The organism is Acidobacteriota bacterium, assembly GCA_039028635.1.
GTDB lineage: Bacteria > Acidobacteriota > Thermoanaerobaculia > Multivoradales > JBCCEF01 > JBCCEF01.
The window spans coordinates 1-25,694 of the sequence record JBCCHV010000068.1 but is presented as its reverse complement, the minus strand read 5'-3'; the positions used below and the strand labels follow the sequence as shown (position 1 = coordinate 25,694).

General features: G+C 67.9%; 22 protein-coding genes. 11 read left to right on the top strand and 11 right to left on the bottom strand.

Annotation, left to right across the window (positions count from 1 at the left end; translation table 11 throughout):
- Positions 1-26: 26 nt before the first annotated feature.
- From AAF604_21515 to hemB, 4 genes are all read right to left on the bottom strand, one after another.
- Positions 27-980, bottom strand: a complete 954-nt coding sequence (locus AAF604_21515) for a DnaJ C-terminal domain-containing protein (protein ID MEM7052260.1) — start codon at positions 978-980, stop codon at positions 27-29.
- Between the two features lie 232 nt (positions 981-1,212).
- Positions 1,213-1,467, bottom strand: coding sequence for a ferredoxin family protein (locus AAF604_21510; GenBank protein ID MEM7052259.1), 255 nt, complete (start codon positions 1,465-1,467; stop codon positions 1,213-1,215).
- An 88-nt stretch (positions 1,468-1,555) separates the two neighbouring features.
- Positions 1,556-2,845 carry a glutamate-1-semialdehyde 2,1-aminomutase gene (gene hemL, locus AAF604_21505; protein ID MEM7052258.1) on the bottom strand — a complete coding sequence of 430 codons (1,290 nt, stop codon included), beginning with the start codon at positions 2,843-2,845 and terminating at the stop codon, positions 1,556-1,558.
- Positions 2,833-3,819 carry a porphobilinogen synthase gene (gene hemB / locus AAF604_21500; GenBank protein ID MEM7052257.1) on the bottom strand — a complete coding sequence of 329 codons (987 nt, stop codon included), beginning with the start codon at positions 3,817-3,819 and terminating at the stop codon, positions 2,833-2,835. The genes hemL and hemB overlap by 13 nt, the downstream gene beginning before the upstream one ends.
- A 94-nt stretch (positions 3,820-3,913) precedes the next feature.
- Here hemB and AAF604_21495 point away from each other — a divergent pair, with 94 nt between their 5' ends.
- The 4 genes from AAF604_21495 to AAF604_21480 all read left to right on the top strand — a co-directional run bounded on the left by AAF604_21495 (position 3,914) and on the right by AAF604_21480 (position 9,556).
- The gene (locus AAF604_21495) at positions 3,914-4,786 is read left to right on the top strand and encodes an ArsA family ATPase (GenBank protein MEM7052256.1); all 873 of its coding nucleotides are present in this window, start codon (positions 3,914-3,916) and stop codon (positions 4,784-4,786) included.
- A gap of 49 nt (positions 4,787-4,835) precedes the next feature.
- Positions 4,836-5,882: an ArsA-related P-loop ATPase gene (locus AAF604_21490; GenBank protein MEM7052255.1), complete on the top strand. Its 1,047-nt coding sequence runs from the start codon at positions 4,836-4,838 to the stop codon at positions 5,880-5,882.
- A 100-nt stretch (positions 5,883-5,982) separates the two neighbouring features.
- Complete coding sequence (locus AAF604_21485) at positions 5,983-8,457, top strand: DUF255 domain-containing protein (protein MEM7052254.1); 2,475 nt, start codon at positions 5,983-5,985, stop codon at positions 8,455-8,457.
- A gap of 151 nt (positions 8,458-8,608) precedes the next feature.
- Positions 8,609-9,556 (top strand): hypothetical protein, encoded by a 948-nt coding sequence (locus AAF604_21480; GenBank protein ID MEM7052253.1) that lies wholly within the window; start codon positions 8,609-8,611, stop codon positions 9,554-9,556.
- A 32-nt stretch (positions 9,557-9,588) separates the two neighbouring features.
- On the opposite strand, the gene AAF604_21475 is transcribed toward AAF604_21480, so the two are convergent.
- From AAF604_21475 to AAF604_21450, 6 genes are all read right to left on the bottom strand, one after another.
- Positions 9,589-10,407 (bottom strand): SDR family NAD(P)-dependent oxidoreductase, encoded by an 819-nt coding sequence (locus AAF604_21475; GenBank protein MEM7052252.1) that lies wholly within the window; start codon positions 10,405-10,407, stop codon positions 9,589-9,591.
- Positions 10,408-10,421: 14 nt separating this feature from the next.
- The gene (locus AAF604_21470; protein ID MEM7052251.1) at positions 10,422-11,408 is read right to left on the bottom strand and encodes an LLM class oxidoreductase; all 987 of its coding nucleotides are present in this window, start codon (positions 11,406-11,408) and stop codon (positions 10,422-10,424) included.
- 199 nt (positions 11,409-11,607) lie between these two features.
- Positions 11,608-12,357, bottom strand: a complete 750-nt coding sequence (locus tag AAF604_21465) for a DJ-1/PfpI family protein (protein MEM7052250.1) — start codon at positions 12,355-12,357, stop codon at positions 11,608-11,610.
- A complete protein-coding gene (locus tag AAF604_21460) occupies positions 12,354-13,571 on the bottom strand; it encodes a DUF790 family protein (GenBank protein ID MEM7052249.1) in 1,218 nt (405 codons plus the stop codon). Before AAF604_21460 ends, AAF604_21465 begins: the two co-directional genes overlap by 4 nt.
- Before the next feature lie 62 nt (positions 13,572-13,633).
- The gene (locus tag AAF604_21455) at positions 13,634-14,872 is read right to left on the bottom strand and encodes a beta-propeller fold lactonase family protein (protein ID MEM7052248.1); all 1,239 of its coding nucleotides are present in this window, start codon (positions 14,870-14,872) and stop codon (positions 13,634-13,636) included.
- A gap of 59 nt (positions 14,873-14,931) precedes the next feature.
- Positions 14,932-16,605, bottom strand: coding sequence for an O-antigen ligase family protein (locus AAF604_21450; GenBank protein ID MEM7052247.1), 1,674 nt, complete (start codon positions 16,603-16,605; stop codon positions 14,932-14,934).
- A 111-nt stretch (positions 16,606-16,716) separates the two neighbouring features.
- Between AAF604_21450 and AAF604_21445 the strand changes: the two genes are divergently transcribed.
- Complete coding sequence (locus AAF604_21445) at positions 16,717-18,900, top strand: sulfatase (protein MEM7052246.1); 2,184 nt, start codon at positions 16,717-16,719, stop codon at positions 18,898-18,900.
- Entirely contained in the window at positions 18,897-20,561 is a 1,665-nt protein-coding gene (locus AAF604_21440) for a hypothetical protein (GenBank protein ID MEM7052245.1), read from the top strand. The genes AAF604_21445 and AAF604_21440 overlap by 4 nt, the downstream gene beginning before the upstream one ends.
- Here AAF604_21440 and AAF604_21435 read toward each other — a convergent pair.
- A complete protein-coding gene (locus AAF604_21435; protein ID MEM7052244.1) occupies positions 20,552-21,910 on the bottom strand; it encodes a DEAD/DEAH box helicase family protein in 1,359 nt (452 codons plus the stop codon). The genes AAF604_21440 and AAF604_21435 overlap by 10 nt on opposite strands.
- A 306-nt stretch (positions 21,911-22,216) precedes the next feature.
- Here AAF604_21435 and AAF604_21430 point away from each other — a divergent pair, with 306 nt between their 5' ends.
- From AAF604_21430 to AAF604_21410, 5 genes are all read left to right on the top strand, one after another.
- Positions 22,217-22,690, top strand: a complete 474-nt coding sequence (locus AAF604_21430) for a polyhydroxyalkanoate synthesis regulator DNA-binding domain-containing protein (protein ID MEM7052243.1) — start codon at positions 22,217-22,219, stop codon at positions 22,688-22,690.
- Positions 22,687-23,070 carry a phasin family protein gene (locus tag AAF604_21425; protein MEM7052242.1) on the top strand — a complete coding sequence of 128 codons (384 nt, stop codon included), beginning with the start codon at positions 22,687-22,689 and terminating at the stop codon, positions 23,068-23,070. Before AAF604_21430 ends, AAF604_21425 begins: the two co-directional genes overlap by 4 nt.
- An 81-nt stretch (positions 23,071-23,151) precedes the next feature.
- On the top strand, positions 23,152-23,874 hold the full coding sequence (locus tag AAF604_21420) for a phasin family protein (protein MEM7052241.1): 723 nt from the start codon (positions 23,152-23,154) through the stop codon (positions 23,872-23,874).
- A gap of 22 nt (positions 23,875-23,896) precedes the next feature.
- Positions 23,897-25,090: a patatin-like phospholipase family protein gene (locus AAF604_21415; GenBank protein ID MEM7052240.1), complete on the top strand. Its 1,194-nt coding sequence runs from the start codon at positions 23,897-23,899 to the stop codon at positions 25,088-25,090.
- A 211-nt stretch (positions 25,091-25,301) separates the two neighbouring features.
- Positions 25,302-25,577 (top strand): hypothetical protein, encoded by a 276-nt coding sequence (locus tag AAF604_21410; protein MEM7052239.1) that lies wholly within the window; start codon positions 25,302-25,304, stop codon positions 25,575-25,577.
- Positions 25,578-25,694 lie beyond the last annotated feature (117 nt).

Here is a 25,694-nt window from a genome sequence, read left to right as displayed (position 1 = left end):
CCTTCGCATCAAAGCCCTCGGCGGCGCTAGGCGCCGCGGGGCGTAAAGCTCGAGATTCGGCCGAGCTCTTCGAGCAGCTCGGCTTCCTTTTCGGTCAGCTCGTCGGCGTTGGGAACCACGATCGAGAGCTCGGCGAAAAGGTCGCCGGCGGTTCCGTTCTTGCTCGGAAACCCTTTGCCGGCGAGGCGTATCTTGCGGCCCGACGACGAGCCGCGCGGGATCTTGACCCGCACCTTCGAGTCGAGGGTGCTGATCTCTACGGGAGCGCCGAGGGCGGCCTCCCAAGGGGTCACCTCGACGGTGGTGTGGAGGTGGTTGCCATCGAGTCGGAACCTGGCGTGAGGCGGCACTTGGACTTTGAGCAGCAAGTCTCCGGCCGGGCCGCCGCCGGCTCCCGGGTCTCCCTTGCCGGCAAGGCGCACCCGCTGACCGGGCTTGACCCCCGCCGGCAGGTTGACCGAGAGGGTCTGACGGGCGCCGGTCTGCGGATCCCGCAAGGTGACCTCGCGGGCCCCGCCGCGCGCCGCTTCTTCGAGACTCAGGCTGAGACTGGCTTCGACGTCGCGGCCCTTGCCGGGGCGCCCGGCGGCGCGCCGCGACCGCGGCCCGGCGGATCCGAAGAGGGATTCGAAGAACGAGCTGAAGTCGCCGGCGGCGGCGCCGCCGCTGGTCGCGCCACCGAATCCGAAGCCCTGTCCACCGAGATCGAAGATGTGCTCCCAGCCCGGCGGGGGATTGCCCGTCGGGCCCTGCCCGGTGCGACTCCAATCGGCCCCGAAGTTGTCGTAGCGCTGGCGTTTTTCGGGGTCCTTGAGCACCTCGTAGGCCTCGCCGATATCCTTGAAGCGGGCTTCCGCGGCGGCCTCCTTGTTGATGTCCGGGTGGTATTTCCGGGCCAGCTTGCGGTAGGCCTTTTGAATCTCGTCCGCGGAGGCCGTCTTCGAGACCCCCAGGGTCGCGTAATAGTCTTTGAATTCCACCCGCTCCTCCTCAGCATCCGCAGCTTCGCAAAGCTGCCCCGGAATGAAAGTGTGAGTGCGAGGCACTTAATTGAGCTTCGCGCACTCAGATTCTAGAACGATTCGCACCGGCTGGCTATTCCCGTCTGGACGCAGGCGGATTCGGTGAGGGCTTAATGCAGGAAGGGCGCGGATTGCTCCGCGCCCAGGCTTCGAGTCGAGGTGGGTGCGCCGATCGGCGCTGGCGTTCGCCCTAGGGGGGGTCGAGCTCGAAGTGCTCGTAGTTCTTGGCGATGAAAGCTTCCCAGTTCTCCGGAATCTCCTCTTCCGGGAAGATCGCCTCCACCGGGCAGGCATCGACGCACAACCCGCAGTCAATGCACTCTTCGGGGTTGATGAACAACATTTCGAAGTCCTCGTCCTTGCCGTAAATGCAATCGACGGGACAAACATCCACGCAGGCCGTATCTTTGACTCCGACACAGGGTTCTGCAATGATGTGACTCACTCTTCGGATCCCTCCTCTGGCCTTTTGGACCTCGAGTCCATCGGTGGCTGCTTCATTATAGCCGTTGATGGATGGGCGCGGGGTATCTTCAGCTCTTCCGATGATCTTTTTCGGCCGCCAGAGCTCGGTCGAAGCTCTCGACCGTCTGCGCGATCTCGGCCTCGCCGTGGGCGAGGGATATGAAAAGACACTCGTAGGGTGAAGGTGGCAGGTGAACGCCGGCTGCCAACAGGTGGTGGAACACCCGCCCGAAACGGTCGTGATCGGAGGCATCGACGTCCTCGACACGGTGCACTTCATCGGCGGTGAAGAAGAGACCGAGCATCGAGCCCTGCCGGTGCACCTGCAGTGGGATGGCGTGGTGCTGGGCAGCGGCCTCGAAGCCGCGCTGAAGGCTCCCTCCGGAAGCCTCCAGGCGTTCGTAGGCATCGCTCCCGTCGAGCTGACGGAGGGCGGCGAGGCCGGCGGCGACGGCTAGAGGGTTGCCGCTCAGGGTGCCGGCTTGGTAGACCGGGCCGGCGGGGGCGACCATGCTCATCAGATCGCGCCGACCGCCGTAGGCGCCGGTCGGCAGGCCGCCTCCGATGACCTTCCCGAAGGTGGTGAGATCCGGCAGGACGCCGAGAATCTCCTGGGCTCCGCCCCAGGCGACGCGGAACCCGGTCATCACCTCGTCGAAGATCAGCAGCGCACCGTGGCGGTCGCAGAGCTCTCGCAGGCCTTCGAGGAAGCCCGGCTGCGGTAGGACCAGCCCCATATTGCCGGCGATCGGCTCGAGGAAGACGGCGGCGATGTCCGCGTGGCGGGCGAACAGCTCCTGAACCGCCGCGAGGTCATTGAAGGGAGCGAGCAGGGTATCGGCCGTCACCGCCTCCGGGACCCCCGGCGAGGAAGGCACGCCGAGGGTGGCGGCGCCGGAGCCGGCAGCCACCAAAAAGGGATCGGCGTGGCCGTGATAGCAGCCCTCGAACTTGACGAACCGGTCACGACCGGTGGCCGCCCGGGCGACCCGCAGGGCCGACATGGTGGCCTCCGTTCCGGAGTTCACCAGGCGCACCATCTCGAGCGACGGAATAGCGTCGATCACCAGCTCTGCGAGCTCGATCTCGGCCACCGTCGGGGCCCCGAAGGCGGTGCCGCGGGACAGCGCTTCGCTCACCGCGGCGGCGATTTCAGAGTAGCCGTGGCCCAAGATGTGGGGACCGTAGCCACCGATGTAGTCGATGTAGCGGCGCCCGTCCTCGGCGATCAGCCAGGGCCCTTCGGCGGCGCGCACGAAAACCGGATCGCCGCCCACGCCACGGAAAGCCCGAACCGGGGAGTTGACCCCGCCGGGCAGTACCCGCGAGGCGCGTTCGAGGTGATTCAGGGTTGCCATCCTTTCGCCAGCAGGCGCGCCGCGTCGCGGGCGCCGTAGGTGATGATCAGGTCGGCGCCGGCGCGCCGAATGGCTACCAGCGACTCCATCAGCACGCGATCGCCGTCGATCCAGCCGCGTTCGGCGGCGGCTTTCAGCATGGCGTACTCGCCACTCACGTGGTAGGCCGCCAAGGGGTGATCGCAGGAGCGCCGCAGTTCGGCTAGAACATCGAGATAGGGCAGGGCTGGCTTGACCATCAGCAGGTCGGCGCCTTCGTCGATGTCGAGGCGCGCCTCGCGCTGCGCTTCGCGGCCATTGGCCGGGTCGAGCTGGTAGCTGCGCCGGTCGCCAAAGGCCGGTGCCGAGTCGGCGGCGTCGCGGAACGGGCCGTAAAAGGCGCTGGCGAACTTGGCAGCGTAGGACATGATCGGGGTGTCGGTGAAGCTGGCGTCGTCGAGGGCCCGTCGAATGACCCCGATGCGGCCGTCCATCATGTCCGACGGGGCGATGATGTCGGCTCCCGCGGTGGCCAAGGAGACCGCCTGGCGGGCCAGGTTTTCGAGGGTGGCATCGTTGTCGACGGTGTCTCCCGCCAGGACCCCGCAGTGGCCGTGGTCGGTGTATTCGCAGAAGCACAGGTCGACGATGGTGACGAGCTCCGGAAGAGCGCGGTCGAGGGCCTCCAGGGCTCGCTGCACGATGCCATCCGGGGACCAGGACGAGCTGCCGACGGCATCCTTGTGCTCCGGCAGGCCGAAGAGCAGAATCGCCGAGAGGCCTTCGTCGACGGCGCCCCGGCAGGTCTCGACCAGGCGGTCGACGGAGAGCTGGTCGACGCCCGGCATGGAAGGCACCGGCTGGGCAACGTCCTGGCCGGGGCGGACGAACAGCGGCAACACCAAGTCTTCCGGCGCCAGGCGGGTTTCCCGCACCAGGCGGCGAAGCTCGGGGCGACGTCGAAGGCGGCGGAGACGGGTCTCGGGAAACGCCATGGGCGCGTTTTACCACACCCTGCGCATGGCTCCGAGGTGGCTCGGTGATAGTCTCGACGCACTGCGGCGAAGATCTGCCGCGTTCCGTCTCCCGATGAACGAATCGCCTCTCCTCTCACCGTTGCGCCGGCTGCTGGTCGTGACCGGCAAGGGTGGCGTCGGCAAGACCGCCGTCGCCGCGGCCCTCGGCCACCGTCTGGCCAAGGTCCGTCCTCTGAGAGTTTTGGTGATCGAGGTCGACCCGCGCGACAACCTGCATCAGATGTTCGCGACGCCGCCCTCCGGGGGCGCGATCGTGGAGGTTTTTCCCGGCCTGTCGGTGCAGAACCTCAAGCCGCGTCACGTCGTCGACGACATCGTACGCGAGCGCTTGAAGATCGCGTTGCTCTCCAAGCGGGTGATCGCGAGCCCGGTCTACGAGCACTTCACGGAAGGTGCGCCGGGGCTCAAGGAGGTGGCGATCCTGGGCCATGCCTTGCGCCGTCTGGAGGGCATCGGCGGGCCGGCCTTCGATCTGGTGATCCTCGATGCCCCGGCGACCGGTCATGGGGTCTCGCTGCTGGCGGCCCCCGGGCTGCTCGCCGAGGTGGTCGAGAAGGGGCCCTTTGGTGAGCTCGGCCGTCGCCTGGCGGAGTTCGTCGCCGACGACGATCGCTGCGGGGTGGTGGCGGTGACCACCGCCGAGGAGATGCCCGTCCAAGAGGTGCTCGAGCTGCGGGTGGCGTTGGCCGCGGAGCTCGGGCGCAAGCCCGACCTGCTGGTGGTCAACGGCCTCTATCCGGCGGCGACGGAGGATGGTGCCGAAGATCTCTGGCGGCGCCGGCGAGCCCTCAATGAGAGCGAGCTCGGGCGCCTCGATGCCGCCTGGGACGGTCCGCGCCTCGATCTGCCCTTGCTGCCGATGGATCGCGGCCCGCAGCTCATCGCGCAGCTTTCGGAGCGTTTGCACCGAGGAGGGCTGGCGTGATGCCGCTGGTTTCCGAAAGGTCGCCGGTCGGACCTCGCGGGGTCCGGCCATGAGCCTGCTGTCGGAGCAGAATCCGCTGCTCATCGTGGTCGGTTCCGGGGGCGTCGGCAAGACCACCTTGGCGGCTTCCCTCGGGGTGTCGGCGGCGCAGGCCGGGCGCGACACGCTGGTGATGACCTTCGATCCCTCGCTGCGCCTCAAGGATGCCCTCGGCGTCGGCGAGGCGGCGCGGGACGAAGAGATCGAGGTGCCGGCCGCCGGTCCCGGTCGCCTGGCCGCCAGCCTGCTCGACGCCGGCCGCACCTTCGATCGCCTGATCGAGCGCTATGCCCCCGACGATGCGGCGCGGCGGCGGATCCTCGACAACCGCTTCTACCGGCACCTCTCCGGCTCGCTGGCGGGCATCCTCGAGTACATGGCCGTCGAGCGCTTGTTCGAGGTCGAGTCGGAAGGCCGCTATCAGCAGGTGATCCTCGACACGCCCCCGACCCGCCAGGCCCTCGATTTCCTCGAGGCGCCGTCGCGCATCGTTCAGTTTCTCGACAGCGGGGCCCTCAGGATTGCCCTCAAACCCTGGTTCGACGACCAGGGGAGGTTGCGCGGAACGACCCGCTTCGGGGCCATCGGACGTCGCTTCGAGCGCTTTCTGGACGAGATCGTCGGTCTCGATCTGTTGCGCGACATGGCCGAGTTCTTCCAGGCCTTCGGTCCCTTGTTCGACGGCTTCCGGCGCCGTGCCCGCAAGGTCGAAGAGATGCTGGGGTCGAGCCGGACGCGTTTTCTGCTGGTGGCGGGGCCCGGTGAAGAGCGCATTGCCGACACCCTGTTCTTCGCGCGCAAGCTCCAGGAAGCCGGACACCATCTGGGCCCGATCGTGGTCAACCGCATGCATCCGACGGTCGAGCGACCGGTCGGTGAGGCGGGTGCCCTCTTCTCCTGGCTCGGGGAGCGCGATCGGCGCGGCTTCGAGATGCTGCGCGGCCTGGTGGGGGAGGCGCGGCCGCTGGTCGGGCTGCCGCTGCTCGCCGAGGAACCGACCGATCTCCGGGCCCTGGCCGAGATTGGACAGTCGCTGGTGGCGCGCTTGCCCGGCTGATTCCCTGCTCGGTGGTGAACCGATCTCCGATCGGTTGCGGAAACATCAGCGAACGCTCCCTTGAAGCGGCCGCCCCCAGCGACCCTCGAGCCTCCGCACGATGCTCCTTTCGAACTTCCTCGACTCCTTCCGGTGGCGCTCTGGGAGCTCTCCCAGAGTCGCCTTGTGGCTGCTGCTCGCCAGCCCATGGATCTTCCCGCTCGGCGCCATCGCGGCCGATCCGCTGCCGGGCACAGCGCCGAGAAGTGCCGCCCTCGAAGCCCGCCTGGCGGCCGCCCTCGAGGCACGCGGTGCCGACTACCGGCCGCGTACCGAGCACCGCGATGGCTCCGGCCGGCCGCTCTACCTCAATCGCCTGATTCTCGAAGACTCGCCCTACCTGCTGCAGCATGCCCACAATCCGGTCAACTGGTTTCCCTGGGGAGAAGAGGCCTTCGCCGAGGCCCGGCGACGCAACAAGCTGATCTTCCTGTCGATCGGCTATTCGACCTGTCACTGGTGCCACGTGATGGAGCGCGAAAGCTTCGACGATCCGGAGATCGCGCGTCTGATGAACCAGCACTTCGTCTGCGTCAAGGTCGACCGCGAGCGCCGCCCGGACATCGACGAGATTTACATGACGGCGGTGCAGATCACCACCGGCCAGGGGGGCTGGCCGATGTCGACCTTCTTGCTCGCCGACGGCAGCCCGTTGTTCGGCGCCACCTACTTTCCGCCGGATCGCTTTCGCCAGCTCCTGACGCAGGTCAGTCGGGCTTGGGACGAACAGCGGCCGGAGCTCGAAGCCACGGCGGCCCGGGTCACCGCCGCCGTCGCCCGTGCCACGGCGGCCAGCGGCCAGGCGAAAGAGGTCGGCCGAGAGCAGGTCGCCCAGGCTCGCGACCAGCTCATGGCACGGCACGATCGCGTCCACGGTGGCCTCGGCAAGGCGCCAAAGTTCCCCCACGAGCCGGAGCTGTTGTTCCTCCTCCAGTGGGCCGAGCGGGAGGGCGACGAGGCGGTCCTCGAGATGGTGCGCTCGAGTCTCGAGGCGATGGCTCGGGGAGGGCTCCACGATCAGGTCGGCGGGGGCTTTCATCGCTACACCATCGACGCCGGCTGGCGCATTCCGCACTTCGAGAAGATGCTCTACAACCAGGCCCAGTTGGCGCGGGCCTATAGCGCCGCTTTCCGCTTGACCGGCGATCCCTACCTGGCTCGAGTCGCTCGTCAGACCCTCGATTACGTGCTGCGCGACATGACCTCGTCGCAGGGCACCTTCCATTCGGCGACGGATGCCGACAGCGAGGGCCGCGAAGGGGCGTTCTTCGTATGGAATCCGGCGCAGCTCGCACGCGCCCTGGGCAATCGCGACGCGGCCCTCGCGGGACAGCTCTTCGGGGTCACTCCGGAGGGCAACTTCGAGGGTTCGACGGTGCTCCACGTGCCGCGGCCCTTCGCCACTTCGGCGAGCGCCCTGGGGGTGACCGAAGAGGCCCTGTGGCAGCGCATCGAGCGCGTTCGGGAACGGCTCCGCGAAGTGCGCGCCCGCCGTCCAGCGCCGCTTCTCGACGACAAGGTGATGGTGGCCTGGAACGGCATGATGATCACCGCCCTGGCCGAGGCTTCCCTGGCCTTGGATGACGACACCTACCGACTGGCGGCGGAACGCGCCGGCGAGGTGTTGTGGCAGACCATGCGACGGGGCGGTCGCCGGGGCTCCGAGGCGACCGGTCTGTGGCGCATCGAGTGGCAGGGGAGGACTTCCGTTGCGGCACTGCTCGATGACTATGCGCACCTGCTCGAGGCCTTCCTGGCCCTCTATGACGGGCGCCGAGACGAGCGTTGGCTGGTGCGCGCCCGGTGGCTGGCCGATCGCCTGATCGCAGAGTTCGGGGATGACGCGGCGGGGGGCTTCTTCATGACTCCGGAAGATGCGGCGGCCACCCTCATCACGCGACCGAAGAGCCCGGCCGACGGCGCTGTCCCGTCGGGGAACTCGGTCGCCGTGCGAGCCCTGGCGCGGCTCTTTCGGCGCACCGGCGATGCCACCTATCGCCGCTGGTGCAATTCCGCCCTCGGGGCCTTTGCCGGCGCGCTGACGGCGCGACCGCAGGGTTTTCCGTACCTCCTGATGGGACTCGATGACCTGCGGCGAGGCGAGACCGGTGGCCTCGAATATGGTGCCGGTGGCGTGGTGGCGGCGCGCGGATGGTTGGCTCCGCGGGGCGACGGCTGGGATCTGGTCGTCGATCTGGAGGTGCAGCCCGGTTGGCACGTCAACTCGGCGACGCCGCGCCAGCCGAGGCTGCTGGCCTCGCGCCTCGATCTCGGGTCCGAGGCCTGGCGTCTCGGCGAGATCCTCTGGCCGGCCGCCGAAGAGGTGCGGCTGGCCTTTCAGGAGGAGCCCCTCGACGTCTACCAGGGGCGAGCTCGGATCACGGCGCCACTCCTGCCGGTGGCTGGCGAGGCCAGCATCGATCTGCGAGCGCGTTTACGGCTTCAGGCCTGTGACGACCGCCGCTGTCTGGCGCCGGAGGTGCTCGAATTGGAAATCGCGCCGCCGCCGTCCGAACGACGGCCGGCGAAGCCCTGAAGCGAATCCCGCAAAATCGCAAGACTGGAGAAGCGGCCCTCGCCGGCCCTTTGTTCTGCTTGTCGCCGGTGGAGTAGCGAAGTACCTGGATCGCTCGACAGGCGATGTCGGGCCCGTACGCCGGCGCGGTCGAAACTCAGGAGGACAGTGGATGCTCAACACTTCTTGGCTGCATTGCTCGCTGCAGCGTCGTCTTCTTCAGGTCGGGCTGATCGGGCTGCTTTTCGCCATGGCGGCCCAGGCGCGTACCTTCGACCCCGACAACATTCTGGTTTCCTCGGACAACACCATCTACGAGGTCACCAAGGCCGGCGTTCTGGTGGACTCCTTTCCGGTCGACAACGTCGGCAGCGAGGTGGCGCGCGATCTGGTGATCGACGAGGACGGCTTGCTGCACGTCTTCAACGGCACCCTGTTCCCCAAGCTGTCGACCTACGATCCGGATACCGAGACCTGGGAGCACAACACCTTCGCTGGCTGGAGCACCGCCAATCAGTACAGCTACGGCGGCATCGCGACCTACGGTCAATACATCTTCGTGACCGACATGGAGACCTTGGGCAGCGGCGAGCCGTCTGGCATCGTGCGTTTCGACAAGAGCGACGGCTACTCGGCGGTGCGTTTCAGCGTCGGCCAGGGGTACATCGACCTCAATATCGGTCTCGACGGCAACCTCTACGCTCTGCAGGTCGGGGAGCACGACACCGACGTCTTCGATCCGGTGACCATGGTCTATGACAAGACGGTCTTCATCGAGAGCTTCGTGCGTGGCGTGTCGGTCAACCACATCGGCCAGTACCTCGGTGTCTCCCTGGATGGCACCATGCACCGCTTCTCACCGCTCGGCTTCGGCGAAGCCAGCCTGCCGAGCCAGCTCAACAATCCCACCGAGATCGACGTCAACGGCGCCGGCTTGGTGATGGTGGGATCGATCAACGGTGGGGTGGTCTTCGCCGACGAGACGATGAACTCGCGCCACGGTGGCTTCCTCATCGGGACCGCCGAGCCTTCCTTCGTCGCTTTTGTCGACCGCATCGTCTTTTCGGACAATTTCGAGTACGGCGACACCCGTCGCTGGAGCCTGAGAGTCAGCGACTGAGTGGTCCACGGGTCGGATTCGAACCGGCTTCCTCAGCCGGTTTCTTGTGACCCCCGTTCGGCGATCAGCCTTTCGAGGGCGCTGACGACGGCTGCCACCTTGGCCTCGTCGAGAGCATCCGGGTGGGGATCCGCGAAGCGTCCCGAGTCGTTGTCGAAGTACTGGCCGGTGGCCGCTCCAAAGTCGGCGTCGAGGGCGGCGCGGCGCAAGATCTCGGCACCTTTCTGAACCTTTCCCCCGGCGACGCCGAAGGCGTCGTGCACCATCTTGGTGGCGAGTAGGGAGCCGGGGTTGACGGCGAGGATCGCGGGCCCGTCGGGGCCGAGTTCGCGTCCCAGGTGCCGGCACCACATGGTCAGAGCGAGCTTGCTCTGGGCATAGGCGGCGCCCGCCGAGAGGGCGACTTTTCCGGTGAGGGCTCGGAGGTCCACCGGCGCCTGGGCGGCGGACGACAGATTGACCACTCTTCCCGTCGTGGGGAGCCGCGGCAGCAGCAGTCCGGTGAGCCGGAAGGGGGCCAGGGTGTTGACCGCGAAGCGCACGTCGAGGCCACCCGTGGTGGTCGCGGAAGGGGCGTTGTAGACGCCGGCGTTGTTGATCAAGACGTCGAGGCGATCGTGCTGGACGGAGACCGCCGCGGCCAAGGAATCGACTTCCTGGAGGCGCGACAGGTCGGCGCGGTAGGCCTCGATCTGTCCCGCGCTGGTTTCGGCCGTCAGCTCGCCGTGGACGGCTGCCAGCTTCGATGAATCGCGTCCGTGAAGCAGGATGCGATGGCCGAGGGAGGCCAGCAGGCGCGCCGTCTCCAGGCCGATTCCGTCCGTCGAGCCGGTGATCAAGATCGTTTTCATCGTCGGGTCCTCGCTCAGCCGGAGAACTCCGGCAGGATGTCGGCGGCGAGGCGCTCCAGCGTGCCTTCGATATCCGCCCGGTTGAACCGTAGGTTGAGAGCCACGTGGTCGATGCCGGCGGCGGCGAGCGATCTCAGATGGTCTCGCAGGTGGTTGCTGCCGAGCCTGAGGCCGAGATGAATTGGCTGCGGCGGGTGTCCGGGATCTTCCGTGAGATCTACGTAGAGGGGCTGCATTATCGGCTTGGGAGGGCTCCCTGCGGCCTCCACTCGAGCCCTCCAGTCGCCGACGACGCGAGCCTGGAGGGCGACGGCGCGGGGATAGATCATCCAGCCATCGGCGTGCTGCGCGCTCCAGTCCGGATGCTGGCGGCTGCCGCCCGTCACCAACAGGGGCAGTCGCCCAGCGGACGGCTTGGGCAGGAGATCGACGCCCGGATCGATGCGGCCATAGGGATTCTCGAAACGGCCCTCGGTGCGGGCCATCGACCGGATGTAGTCGAAGCTGGCGCGAAAGCGCTCGCCGCGATCTTCGAAGGGCAGGGCGAGGGCCGGGTACTCCTGGGGGCGGTCTCCGGAGGCGACGCCCAGGATCAGGCGGCCGCCGGAAAGCTGGTCGGCGCTCGCCGCCGCCTTGGCGACGTGAGCCGGGTGGCGCAAGGGCAGCACGATGCTGGCGACGCCGAGGGCGATGCGCTCGGTTTGCCCGGCCAGGAATCCCAAGTAGACGAAGGGGTCGAAGATCTGGCCGGCGTCGCCGAAGGAAGCGACGTTGAACGGCACGTCGCGCAGCCAGACGGCAGAAAAACCGAGCTGTTCGGCGCGGCGGACGCGCTCGAGGTGCTGCGCCATGGTGGGGACCGGCCCCTGAGGGTAGGCTTCGATCGGAACCACCAGACCGAGGCTCATGCGCCCGGTTCGGAAGACCCTGTCGAAGCCGTGGTTGATGCGGCGAAACTCCCGGGGGCGGCGGTGCTCAACGGGGTTCGAGGGTCGAGACACGTCTGGAACCTCGCTCGGAGGAGTGGCTGCGGCTGGCTTGCGGGCCCTGGGGAAATATCCCATGGCCGACAAGGTAGCCCTTAATGATGAACTTCGCAAGTACCCACATTTTTGTAAGTAATGAGATCGACCTCGCCGCCGGAGAAACTTCTGCAGGGGCGCCGAGACCGCGCTTCCGGCGTTTTGCCGAGGCCAAGCCTCAGGGGGCGGTCGAGACCACCAGCGCCGGCACCGTGCCGGGAACCGGGGGCCAGGGCAGGACCATGCCACGGCCGACTCCGCGAGCGACGTCGTCACCGTAGAGGTGGGCCACCAGATAGAGGGCGGGATCGAAGCTGCGTGCGCCACCTTGGGAGGTGATCATCGCGCCGTCGTGGACATAGGAGATGCCGCGCCGCAGATCGAGCTGCGGGAACATCTCGGCAAAGCGATCCTGGTCGCCCGGAAAGGTGGTGACCGCGTGGCCGTCGAGCAGGCCGGCGGCAGCCAGCACGAAGGCCCCATCGCACAGCGACATCACCCAGCGGGCGCGCTCTCCGACGCGCCGCACCCATCCCAGCATGGCCTTGTTCTGCAGGTCCGAGTCCATGCTGTTCTCGGCGCTCGGAACCACCAGGATGTCGATCGACCGCGGAGCCGATTCGAAGGAGTGATCGACCTCGAGGGTGATGCCCTCGAAGGTCGTCACCGGCTGGCCGTCCGGGGACACGGTGAACACCTCGATGCCCGGCTGGACGTGGAAGACGGTGTGATGGAGGATGTCGAAGGGAGCCGTCAGCTCGGTGTTGTAGACCCCGTCCACCACCAGGAAGGCCGCCTGCAGGGAGCGCTTCGCGGGCAGGTCGCGAACCTGCTCGAGAGGCGTCGCATCGCTCACCGTGGGCGGCGCCGAGGCGGTGGTGCAGGCGGTGAGGAGACAACCGAGGGTGATGGCGAAGGCGAGTCTCATGACGGCTCCTGATCGGTTCGCAGGCTTTCCAGGCGTTCGAGGATCTTACGGGGAAGGGGGCGCGAGCGGAAGACGAGGACCTCTCCCGGAAGCTCTTCGAGCTCTTCCCGATCGGTGGCCAGGCCCTTCGAGAGGGCCAGCACGAGATGGCGGGGACCATGCTCGGCGAGGAGCGCCAGGCGACTCTCGAGGGCCGAGCGGTTCCAGAAGCCGAAGGTCTCGAGGTAGGCCTCGCAGCCCTCGGGATGGCGGAACACCAGGTCCGGTACCAGTACGCCCTGGCCTCCGAGATCGAGCAGCGCGGCGTCTTCGGAGACCGTCCAGTCGCTGCCGAGGGCCGTGAACCTGGTGGCGAGATCGCTCAGGGCATCGGGCAGCCACTGGCCGGTGAGACGGTTGATCGGGGCCAGGCCCTGGTCCGGCGAAAGCCGGAAGCTCGCCTCTCGACGCTGCTTGCCCCAGGTCACTTCCGCCTCGAGACGCCAACCCGAGAAGTGCAGCAGGGTGGGCAGGAAGGTCGCCATCCGCAGGCCGTAGCGCTGGCTCGCCTTGAGCACCGAGAGGGGGCCGTCGAGGCGAATGCGATAGCCCGCCTCGGGACTGCCGGAAACGCTCGCCATCAGCTGGAAGAACTTGATCTTGCGAAACAGGGCGCGATGGCGGCGAGGATTCTGCGGTGGAACCTCGAGGGTCAGCTGCTGAGCGCGCAGCAGAACCCCTTGGGCCAACGCGACGTTGTAGCGGTTGAGGAGCCAGTCGGCGGTGCAGGATTTCCAGGACGTGAGCACCTGCTCGCCCTTGAGGTCGCCATAGAGGCTGGCTTCGACCACAGGCAAGTCGCTGGCGAGTTCGTCCGCCGCCTGCACCAAGGCGCGGTCGCGATCGAAGGGTTGATCGCCCTGTTGCCACTGCGCGGCGGCATGGCGAAACACCACCTCGCGCAGCCGCGTCGGCTCTTCCGGTGCCTGGGTCTCGAACTCGCAGCGGTCGAGGAGGAGCTTGGCGAGGCCGCGATGGAGCAGAAAGGCGGTGCCGGTCCCGAGCAGCTCGCGGAGGGCCGAATCGAGCTCCGCACGACGCTTGCCCTGGTGATCAGCGACGAGGGTGACGAGCTGGTCCGCAAGATCCCGATGGCCGTCATCGGAGGTGTCGATGTAGCGCGGACGAATCTCGCCGCGCTGCCGGCGCACTTGAATCAGGTCACTGGTCAGCATCGGTCGAGAATACCCGGCACGCGGCGGCGCCGGGGAGCGCGCGACCTCTGACCACCCGGCGATCAGTCTTCGGTGTCGCTCCAGCGGCTGGTGTCGCCGGACTCGAAGCCGTCCGTGAACAGCAGGGACTGCTCGAACATCACCACCGAATCGGCGGCGCGACCGGCGGCGAAGAGGTGCTCGCCATCGGAGCTGGCGGCGAGGTCGATGACGCCCTCGGTGCCGGTGACGCCGCTGTCGTCGAGGTTGAGCTGTTTGCGGTAGATCAGCGCGCCGGAGGCGGGATCGCGCTGGAACACCACCACCGCCCGCGCGGCACGGCCGGAGACGAAGACGACTCGACCGTCGAGGCTGAACTCGATCGAGGTCGGGGCGTTCAGGCCGCTGACGCCGTCGACGCCGTTCTCCACCGTGGCGATGCGACTGGGCAGCCCCGAGGCGGTGCGCTCGAAGACGGCGATCGTGTCGAGGTCCTCGACTGCGACGTAAATGTGCTCGCCGTCCGGGCTGGTCACCACCGAGCGAGCGCCTTCGAGGTCGTTGTTGGCGCCGATGGTGCCGACGTGGGACAGGGCGTCGGTGGTGGCGTCGCGAGCGAAGGTCGAAAGGGAGTCGGCGGCGGTGACGTAGACGTGGAGATCGTCCGGGCTGACGTCGACGGAGGTCGGATTGCCCAACCCCAGCACGCCGTTGTCTTCGATCAGGTTGTAGAAGAAGAGGGAATCGTTGCTCGGGTCGCGGCGGAAGATCACCAGGGCGTCGTCGCGCTCACCGGTGACGTAGACATGCCGGCCATCGGGGCTCACCGTCACCGCCGAGGGACCGTCGAGACCGAAGACCCCGCCGACGGCGTTCTCCTGGGCGCCGACGAAGGCCAGATTGTCACCGGAAGGATCGCGTCGGAAGACGGTCAGGGCGTCGCTGTTGCGGGATACCGCATAGACGTGGCGCCCGTCCGGGCTGGTGGTGACGTCGAAGGCACCGTTGAGGCCGAAGACGCCGCCGATGCCGTCCTGCAGCGTCTCGACGTAGGTCAAAAGGTCGTTGGTGGCATCACGACGAAACACCACCAGCGCGTCGTCGAGGCGCCCGGTGGCGTAGACGTGACGTCCGTCCGGGCTGACGCTGACGGCGGAAGCGCCATCGAGACCATCGGGCACGCCGCCGCCATCGAAATAGGCTCCGAGGAAGGTCAGGAAGCCGCCGGTGGCGGGTAGGGCGAAGAGTGCGCAGACCAGCGCCAAGCGCACGAAGAGCGAGGAGCGATTCAGGCGGCTTTGGGGGCCGCGGCTGGAGTTCATGCTGTCGTTCCCTCCCGAGGAAGATCTTGATGGGAAAATACCATAGACAGGATCCGTTGTCACTCGCCGAAGGAGTCCTCCGAGGGGCGCCGGGGATAGGGCTTGCGGTAGCCGTTGGTGGCTTCGTGAAGGACGTACGCCGCGCCGTCTTCGAGGGCGGCGGCGGCGAGGGGATCCTGCGGGCGGGTCAGGATGGCGAGCAGGCGCAAGGTGGTGGGGTCGTAGGGGTGCAGCTCGAGGGCACGCCAGGCGGCGTCGCGAGCCCCTCGGGGCTCGCCGTCCTGCCAGCGTAGTTGAGCCAGGGCCAGCAGGTGGCGGTGGAAGGTCTTGTCGTGGCCGGGAAGGCGGGCGAAGCTCTCGCCGAGCTCGCGGGCGTCACTCCGCTGGTGCTCGAAGGCGGCTTGGAAGTGGGCTCCGCGGTGGCTCTTGAGGGCCAGCGAAAGGGCGAGAAGGATACCGCCGGCGGCGAGCGGGACGAGCCATCGCAGGGCCCGGCGGCCGCTCGCCGCGGCTCCTTCCCGGGGGCCCGGAAGAAGGGCCAGCAGGACCACTAGCTGGAGCTTCGAGTAGGGCAGGTCGAGCACGTAATCGGTCCCCATGGCGAGGCCGAGGGCGAGGATCTGGAGGCCGATGAAGAGGGCCCGCGGACCCGCCCTCAGGCTCGCGGCCAGGGCCCAGGCGAGCAGCAAGAGCCAGCAGAGGAGGCCCGGCCAGCCGGTCTCGCCGAGAATCTGCACATGGTCGCTGTGGGCCCGGCGGACGCGAAACTCATCGTCGAAGGAGCGGTAGCGGTCGTGGCTGCGAAACACCGGGTAGACGGACTGCCAGTTGCCCAGGCCGACGCCTGCGGAATGCTGACGCACCATCGCCAGGGTGTTGCGAAAGTAAACGCCGCGATCGCTGCTCCAGTAATCGCCGAGGAGAGTCGGAATGGTGGCGGCTCGTTGCCGGGCTGCCGGCAGGGAGGCCAGCAGGGAGATGAAGACCAGGCCGACGACGGCGAGCACGGCGCCCTGCCGGCGACGCCCGCGCAGCACCAGGAGGACGCTGCCGGCGGCGGCCGTCAGTAGCAGGGCGACCATCACGGTGCGGCTCCGCAGGGTGGTGAGGAGGATGATCTCGAAGGCGAGTAGCGCCAGCCACACCGGCCGCGGCCGCTCGCGGCCGAAGGCGAGGTAGGCGAGCAAGAAGATCTGGCCGAGCAGGGTCAGAGCGAGGGGGTTCTTGTAGCCCAGCAGCGAGGCGTGGGCGACGCCCAATTGCGGAGCGATGGCGGGTAGCCAGGGGAGCGGGTGGAGGCGCTGAAGAACCGAGATCAGGAGGACCGGCACCAGCGCCAGGACGGCGATTCGGATGATGCGATCGGCGAGCTTCGGGTCGCGCTGCAGCCAGTGGCGCAGGGCGGCCAACAGCAGCAACAGCGGCAGCCACTGACAGAGCTCGTAGAAGCCGTTCTCGGCCACCGGAGCCCAGAGCAGCGAGAGCGCGCCGTAGGCGAGGAAGAGGGCCGTCAGGGCGAGCACCGGGTCGCGCCCCAGGCGACGCCACGAAGGCAAGCCGGGTCCGTGCCAGGCGAGGGCCAGCAGGAGCAGCCAGAGGAGCACCTGGAGGGCGGCCAGCTTGGGGGCGCGGTAGAGCACGAAGAAGCCCGGCGAGCCGGCCCCGCCCCAGGCCACCAGCCACAGCGGCAGGGTCAGGGTGAGGGCCAGGAGGGGAAAGGGACGGGCTATCATCTGCTTCACTTTGCGGAGAGCCCCGGGTTGAGAATCGAGCATAGAGAGAGGCGCCCTGGTTCGCGGCGGGGCTGGCGGGGAGCGTCCGGGAGACCGCGGACTCGTGCCGCCGTGACGACCCATCGGTTCCGCCCCTTGGGGCCCTTCTACCACAGGCTGGCGGCGGTCCTCGCGACCTGCGTCGCCGCCCTGGCCCTTGCCGGCTGCTCGGATCCGGCGCTCGGTTTCGCCGCCGATCGCTGGTCGCCGGACGCGGCCCTCGCCGGCCCCTTCTCTTTCGCGTCGGCGGTTCGTCTCGAGGCCGTCGAGGTCGGCGGAGAACAGCGGCAAGCCTGGGTGACCGTTGGTTCCTGGAGCTGGCGCGGGCGCATTCCGGAGAACGGGCGGTTGGCCTTCGGGGTCCATGCCTCGGCCAGCGGTCGGGCGGTGGTCCGGCTGCGCTGGGGGTCCCGAGTCGAGGTACTCGAGACCCTTCGCCTGGAGTCCCACCATTCCTGGCAGGATCGCGTCATCGATCTCTCGGACCACGCCGGGCGCCGCGTCGAGCTCGAGTTCCTCGCCCGGCTCGAGAGCCAGGCGACGGTGGCCTGGTCGCCGGTCACCCTGGGACCGCCGCCGCCGGCGAGCCCGGATCGCCCCAACCTGCTGTTGATCGTCGTCGACACCTTGCGCCGGGATCGGCTGACCTCCTATGGCTACGAGCGGGACACCACGCCGGAAATCGATCGCTTGTTGGCCCGGCGAGGCGTCGTCTTCGAGCGCGCCTATGCCCAGGCGCCGTGGACCACGCCCTCCGTCGCCTCGCTGCTCTCGAGTCGCTATCCCGGCGAGTTCCTCGGCGGTCCGAGGCAGGTCTTCACCGTCGCCGACGAGGTCGACCTGGTGAGCGAGCATCTGGCAGCGGCGGGTTATCGCACGGCGGCCTTTCTGGGCAATCCCATCCTGCGGCCGCCGAGCGGCTTGACGCGCGGCTTCGAGACCGTGCTCACCAGCCCGACCATGCTGCCGGCGGAGGCCATCTCGCGGGCCGGTGAGGGTTGGCTCGCCGCTCACGGCGCCGAGCCCTTCTTTCTCTACCTCCACTACATCGATCCCCACGACCCCTGGACGCCGCCCGATCTCGACGGCGGGGTCTCGCCGTACTTTCCCGAGTACCGCGGGGAGGTCTCCGGTGCCGATGTCCCGGCGCTGCGGGTGGGCGCCATGGAGCTTGCCGACCCGGTCGCCGATCTGGCCCATCTCTCCGCCCTCTACGACAGCGAGATCGCCTACGTGGATCGCTGGATCGGTCGGCTGCTCGACGGTTTGTCGCCGGCCCTGCTCGAGAACACCCTGATCGTGTTCACCGCCGACCATGGAGAAGAGCTCCTCGATCACCAGGGTTGGGGTCACGCCAGCACCCTCTACGACGAGCTGGTGCGGGTGCCCCTGATCCTGCGCTGGGACGGACGCCTGCCGGTGGCCGAGCGGGTCGACGATCAGGTGCGGCTGCTCGACGTCGCCACCACTCTGGTGGCGGCGGCCGGCGAGAGGGCCCCCCGTCACTGGCAGGGCAAGAGCCTGCTGCCGATCGCGCGCGGCGAGAAGGAGACCGCGCGGCTGGCCTTCGCCAGCCATCTCCATGCCGGGCCGCGGCGCGCCATGGCGACCCTCGGCAGTCTCAAGATGATTCTCTTCGACCGCGACGCCGAGCGTTACCCGAGCGATGGTCGCTGGGGGGAGGTGGTGGCGATGGATCGCCGCCGGATGCAGCGTCGCGAGCTCTACGACCTCGAGCGCGACCCGCGGGAACGGCACCCTCTGACCGCCGTCTCGCCGTCAGCCTCGCGCCTCGAAGCGGCGATTCATCGCCGCCTCCTCGGTGAGCTGCCCGGCTTCCAGCTGGTCGCTCACGCGCTGCCGGTGGGCGAGCGGCTGACCTTGACGGCGCGGCTGGCAGCCTCGCCCGACGCCTGGCAGCCCTACTTCCTGGAGGCCGGTGACCGGGTGACGGTGGATTCCAACCGGTTGCGCCTGGAGATCGCCGGGGGTGAACCGGTCAAGGGCATCATTCTGCCGGTTTCGGTTGGCGAGGTGGTCGCCCTCGAGGCCCGGCTGGGAGACGCCTCCTGGCCGGCGGACCGCCTCTCGATTCGGGACGTTCCCGGCCTGGCGGAGCAGGAATCGGCCCGCCAGGACTGGTACCTCGAGCTGCGCTGGCGACCTGACAACCGGCTCCTGTCGAAGGTGCCGTCGGCCAATCAGGAGCAGCTCGACAACCTGCGACAGCTCGGCTACCTGGGAGCCGGCCGATGACGACGCCGGGCGCCGCGCCCGGCCGCTGGCTCGGCGCCCGAGGGTGGTGGTTGGTGGCCTTTCTCGGCCTGCTTCTCGCCCTCGATCCCGCTCGCCTCGGGACGGCTCCGGTGGATGCCGAAGGGACCCCTTGGATGATGCTCGAGAGCCTGCGCTGGGATGGTGATCTGGTTTACGAGGCGGACGATCTCGAGCGCGCCGTCGAGCGCTGGAGCGCCGGGCCGCGGGGGCTTCGCCTGAGCGTCGCCGACGAGGGCGGGCGGCTCTCTTTCGCCGATTCGCCAGCCTACCCCTTGCTGATGCTGCCCTTCTACTGGCTGCTGGGAGGTGCCGGCGTGGTGCTGCTGCAGGGACTGCTCTTGATCTGGCTGATGCGCAGCGCCGAAGCCGAGCTCGGCCGCCCCTTCGGGACGCTCTTCATCGGCGCTTCGGCGCTCCTGCTGTTCGCCTGGCTGCCGCAGCCCCATCTCCTGCTGATGGCGTTGCTGCTCTACGGCACGAAGGTCTGGATGGGGGAGGGCGGAAGCTGGCTGGTGGCGGGCGCCGGCTGGGCCGCGGCCGGGGTGATCGCGCCGGTGGTGCTGATCCTGCCCTTGGCGGCGGTGATCGACCTGCTCCGGCGAAGACATCGCGATCGGCTCGCCAAGGTGGCCATCGGCGCGCTGCTGTCGGCACTGCCGATCCTCCTGCTGGCGGCCACCATCCCCGGCGCCACCTGGGCCTTCTCGGCAGATCCGGTGCGGATCTTCGAGCAGCAGTTCCCGCTTACCAACACCGATGCCGAGGTCCTGGCGGCGCAAGTGGAGCGGTCCCCGACGCGCGATGCTCGCCGCTTGGCGGTGGCGAGCTGGTTCCGCCTGGCCGGGCGCAACTTCGGCTGGATCGTGCTCTTCCCCGGTGCGCTCTTCGCGCTCCTGGCCTTGCCCTTCGGGCGCTTCGAGGGTCGCCGAGGCGTCCTGGCGGTGGTGCTGGTGCTGTTGTTTGTGCATGGCCTTTGGGTCGGCGGTGGCGGCGCCTATGGCGGCTTGTCCTTGGTGGCGGGTATTCCCTGCCTGATCTTCCTCCTCCCGCGGCGTTTCGCGACGCCGGCGATCCCGCCGCTGGTCGTCGCCGCGGTCTTGTGGACCCTGCCGGCCCTTGCCGGGGTGCTGCTGCCGGCGGCCAAGCCGTGGCCGGCCTTGCGCTGGCTGCCTCTCGAGCTGACCGCTCTCGAGGCCCCGGAACGGTTGGGCTATCGCGCCTTCGATTCCCCTCGAGGTCGTTGGTTCGTGCCGCACCACGCGCTCCTCGAAGTGGTTTCCGAGGCGCCGCTCGAGATTCGCCTTCGCGGCGACCGCCGGGCCGAGATCTGGCTGGTCAGCCGGGCCGATCTCGCCGCCGCCGTCCTCGAGGCCAGGGCCCTGTCGGCGGGCGCGGTCTTGACCGTCGCGGGTGGCGACGAGGTTCATCGCGTGCGCTTCGATTCCGCCGGCAAACGCGACGGCACGCTACTCGAAGTGCCCCTCGAAGCGCGCAGTCGAGACCTGCGAGTAGCCTTCGGTCGCGAGCGGTTCTACCGCCTCGATGTCGTCATCGAGGGCGGCAAGGTGATCCCCGGCGGGCGCTTCCTGGGGGCTACTCTGACCCTCGAGGCGCGCTCCCGCCGCGAGCTTCAGCGATAGGCGCTGTGGCGCCGCCGCCGCTGGCTGACGTAGGTCTCGGCGGTGTCCTCCGTCACCACCTCGTAGAGCACTGCCTCCTTGCCCTCGGCGCGGCGCAGGATGCGCCCCAGGCGCTGGACGTGCTCGCGCACGCTGCCGGTGCCCGACAGGATGATGCCGACGTTGGCGGCGGGCACGTCGACGCCTTCGTTGAGCACCCGCGAGGTGACCACGAATGGCAAATCGCCGGCGTTGAAGCGGGTCAGCGTGTCGTGGCGCTCGCGCACCTTGGTCTGATGGGTGATGGCGGGGATCAGGAAGCGCCGCGAGATGCGGTACACGGTGTCGTTGTCGTGGGTGAAGATCAGCACTCGATCGCGGCGGTGGCGCTCGAGGAGCTCGGCGAGGAGCCGGAGCTTGCCCTCGGAGGCCTGTGCGATGGCCTTCTGTTGACGGTAGGCGAGAAAGGCGCGTCTTCCCGCTTCGCTGCGCGAGGTCAGCATCAGGAAGCGATTCCAGCCCTGCGGTGATCCCAGCCGCAGGCCCTGGCTGGCGACGAAGTCGCGATAGACGGCGCGGGCCTCGCGATAGGCCTGCCGTTCCTCGTCGTCGAGGCGTACCAGGAGAGTGATGGTTTCGTACTCGGCCAGGTACTTGCCCGCCAGCTCGCCGATCTCACGGCGGTAGGCGATTGGCCCGATGAGGTCGCGATACCGTTTCTCGGCGCCGTCCTCCCGTTCCGGTGTCGCCGTCAGGCCAAGACGGAACGGCGCCAGGGAGGCTTCGGCGGCGAAGGCGTAGGACGGGCTCGGCAGGTGGTGGCATTCATCGAAGACCAGGAAGCCGAAGCGGTCTCCGAGGCGCTCCATATGGAGGTGAGCCGAGTCGTAGGTGGTGACCGTCAGGGGCTGCGGATTGTACTCGCCACCGCCGATCAGGCCGACTTCGAGGCCGAAGGCGGTGGTCAGCACCGACAGCCATTGGCGCATCAGGTCGAGGGTCGGCGTCACCACCAGGGAGCTGCGGCCCAGGCGCTCGATCAGCATGACCGCGACGTGGGTCTTGCCGGACCCGGTCGGCAGCACCACCACGCCACCCTTGCCCTGTCGCCACCAGGCATCGGTGGCCTCCGCCTGATGCGGGAAGGGCTCGCGCAGCCAGCGCGACGCGAGGTCGAGGGATTGGTAGCCCCGGGCCTCGTCGGTGAAGGCGATTTCCTGGCGGTGGAGGGCCCGCAGGATCGGCCGATCGGCCGAGGCCGGAGCGCGCCAGGCGTCGACCCGGGCATCGAAGACGCACTGCGGCAGGGCGGAGTCTTCGGTCGCGCCCCGCAGCAGCAGGGTGCCGCGGTCGAAGGTCAGATGAATCACGGTACCCGGAACCCTATCGGGCGCACCCCCGCGGTGCAATCGACGCCGGGTGCCGCAATGCGACAAGAAGGGCGGCAGGCTGCCGAGACGGTCTTCGGAAGATTCACTGAATCGGCCGGAGAATCCTTTCCTGAAGGGGATTTACTCCTCTTGACGCGTTGCGGCAATAGTGTCTTGACAGTTTTGCCGCACTGCGGTATCTTTTGATTGTCGGCGCCGCGGCACGGCATAATGCGGCTCGAACCCGCTTCCACCGAGGATCCTCGGTGCCGGCGCGGCCGACAGTCAAAAGAGGAGATCGCGAAGATGATTCGGCTGATCAAGCGGTATGAAAGCCGCAAGCTTTACGACACGGAGGAGAGTCGCTACGTCTCCCTGGAGGAGATCGCCGCCTGGGTCCGTGAGGGCCAGGAGGTCAAGGTGGTGGACAATGCGACCACGGCCGATGTCACTTCACAGACGCTGACGCAGATCATCCTCGACGAAGGCCGCCGCGGCTCTTCCTTCCTTCCCAGTGAGCTGCTCCACGAGCTCGTGCGGGTTGGCGAGAAGGCGGTATCGAGCGGTATGGAACACGTTCAACACGGAGTCGACCGACTGCTGCAGGCATCGATGGATCGCGTCGGGCCGCTGCGGCGGGCGCGCGAGGAGATGTCGCGCTTGCGCTCGCAGCTCGAGCAGCTCGAAACATCCCTGGTCGACCTCGAGAGCCAGCGGCAAGAGACGCCCGAAGGGGCGACCGCCGACGTGGCGACTTCCAGAAAGGGAGAAGGTTCATGAAGAAGGTCCAGGAACACACCGTCAAGAGTGCCAGCGAGCTGGCCCAGGATGTCACCGAGACCGGGCGCAGCATCTGGCTCGCCGGCCTCGGCGCCGTGGCGCGAGTCGAAGAGGGTGGTCGAGAGCTGTTCGATCATCTGGTCGAGAAGGGCCGCAAGGTCGAGAAGCGCCAGTTCAAGGCCATCGACCGCACCGTTGCCCGCACCTCGCAGAAGGTCCAGGAGATCGGTGACAAGGTGCAGTCGACGGTCGAGGACGGCATGAAGGGCACGCTCCATCGCATGGGTCTGGCGACCCTCGACGATGTGCAGTCCCTCCAGGGCCACATCGAGGCCTTGACCAAAAAGGTCGACGAGGCCGCCGCCGCGCCTCGCGCGTAAGCACCACTCCTTCGGCGGCCACCGGCCGCACCCGAACCAAGCACTCGGCCTGTGAGGCCGTCTCTATAGGGAGGATTCGTCATGGGCAAAGACAAGAAGTCCAAGAAGGCGAAGAAAGCCAAGAAGCAGAAGCAACAGGAGGTTCTCGACTCGGCGCACCGCGTTTGGTTGGCCGGTCTGGGAGCGCTGTCGACGGTCGAGGAGCAGGGCAGCAAGATGTTCCAGGCGTTGGTCGACAAGGGGCGCTCGATCGAAGACCTCGGCCGTGAAACGGTCGGCAAGGCCAAGGGCAAGGTCGAAGAGGAGCTCGGCAAGGCCAAGGACAAGGTCGAAGAGGAGCTCGGCAAGGCTAAGGACAAGGTCGAAGAGGGCGTCGACAAGGTGGGGGATTCCGTCGAGAACACCTTCACCGAGGCTCTTCACCGCTTCGGCGTGCCGACCCGCGATGAGATCCGCTCGCTGGTGGATCGGGTCGAAGAGCTGACCAAGAAGGTCGACTCGCTGCGTCAGGAGCCGGCACCGAAGACCGCTCGCCGGTCGCCGGCGGCCCGCAAGACCACCGCCAGCCGACGCACCACGACGGCCCGTAAGCCGGCTGCCAAGACCGCGACGGCTGCTCGCAAGACCGCCGCCAAGGCGACGGCCCGCAAGCCGGCTGCCAAGACCACGGCGGCGAAGACCACCGCCGCCAAGACCACGGCGCGCAAGACAACCGCCGCCAAGGCGCCGGCGAAGGCTCCTGCCAAGCGCTCGACGACCGCCAAGACGGCGCCGAAGCCGGCCGCCAAGAATGCGGACTCCTGAGGCCTGACCGGTCGCGAGATCGATGAGCCAAGCTGTAAAAATCGGCCTCGCCCTGGCCGGCGGAGGACCGGAGGGCGCCCTCTATGAGATCGGCGCCCTCCGCGCCCTCGAGGAATCCCTCGAGGGCCTCGACTTCAATGACCTCGACATCTACGTTGGGGTGAGCGCCGGCGCCTTCGTCGGCGCCTGTCTGGCGAACGGCATCACGCTGCGCCACCTTTGCCGCGTCGTGGCTTCGGAGGGCACCGACGAAGGTCCCTTCGCGCCGGAGAACTTCTTCGCTCCGGCCTTTGGTGAGCTGCGCCGGCGTCTCACCATGGTGCCCGGCCTGTTCGCCGGCGGGCTGTGGGACTTCCTGCGCAAGCCCGACAACTTCAGCTTTCTCGAACCGGTACTGCGCCTCGGGCGGGCCCTGCCGGTGGGCGTCTTCGACAGTCGGCGAATCGCCGACTACCTCGAGAAGGTGTTCGATCGCGAAGGTCGCAGCAACGACTTCCGGAGTCTCAAGCGCTCCTTGATCATCGTCGCGGCGGACCTCGACTCGGGTCGCGCCGTGCGCTTCGGTGAGCCCGGCTGGGACCACATCCCGATTTCGACGGCGGTGCAAGCGAGCTCGGCCCTGCCGGGCTTCTTCGAGCCGGTGACCATCGATGGCCGCCACTACGTCGACGGCGTTCTGATCAAGACGGTGCACGCTTCGACCGCCCTCAAGGCCGGCGCCGACCTGCTGTTGGCGGTCAACCCGATCGTGCCGGTGGACACCGCCAAGGCGGTCGAGGAAGGCGTGATGGTGCGCGGCAAGCTGGTCGATCGCGGCTTGCCGGCGGTGCTGTCCCAAACCCTGCGCACCCTGATTCGATCGCGCCTCGAGGCGGGCATCCAGAAGTACGCCACCAAGTATGCCGACAGCGAGATCCAGCTCTTCGAGCCGCGCCGCGACGACTTCCGGATGTTCTTCACCAACATCTTCAGCTTCTCCGATCGCCGCGCCGTCTGTGAGCATGCCTACCAGCGCACGCGCGAGCACCTGCTCAGCCGGCAAGACGAGATCGCTGCGGCCCTCGAGCCCTTCGGCGTCGGCCTGCGACGCGATCTCCTGCGCGAGGAACGCTCCCTGTGGGACGGCATCGAGGTTTCGGACGATCTTTCCGGTCGCCTCCATTCGACCCTCGATCGCCTGCAATCGGCTCTCGATTCCCTCCAATCGAGATCTTAGGTCGGCCCGCGGGCTTGGACTCCCGCTGGCTCAATCCCCATCGAGTCTGTTCGCAGGCCTGCCGCTTCCGGTTCTTTCGAATCTGGTGGCGAAACGGAAAGGGCCACTCCTTCACTTCTTGCCCGTGAGCTCGGAGATCCAGGGACTCGCGCAGTGTCGGGTCGGGGTCTTCGAGGGATTTCGCGGGATGGAATGAAAGGAGATCTACGCCATGGGTGCATATTCGGTGGTCAACAAGTCGGATCAGACGATCTGGTGGCGGGATGGAGCCTGGACCAGCGGAGAGCTGCCGCCGGGGCAGTCCCTTCGCATCGAGTCGGATCACGACGCCAACGTTTCGATGTTCGCCAAGTTGCCTTTCGACAAGAACATCGAATGGGGGTTCCTTTGGATCTCCAAGGACAACGGTTGTTGCGTGGTTCGGGGACCCTGGGACTGGGCCATCAAGGCCGGGCTCGACCAGGTCCAGTGCTCCGCTCTGCCCTGATGATCCTAGGACCTGTCAGCGCCGTGGGAGGACGCCCCTCGCTCTCCCCGGCGGCAGGGCCGCCGCGACGGGAGAGGAGGCCCAAGAACCGCGCTTCTTGGGCCGGAGCGGGACGCG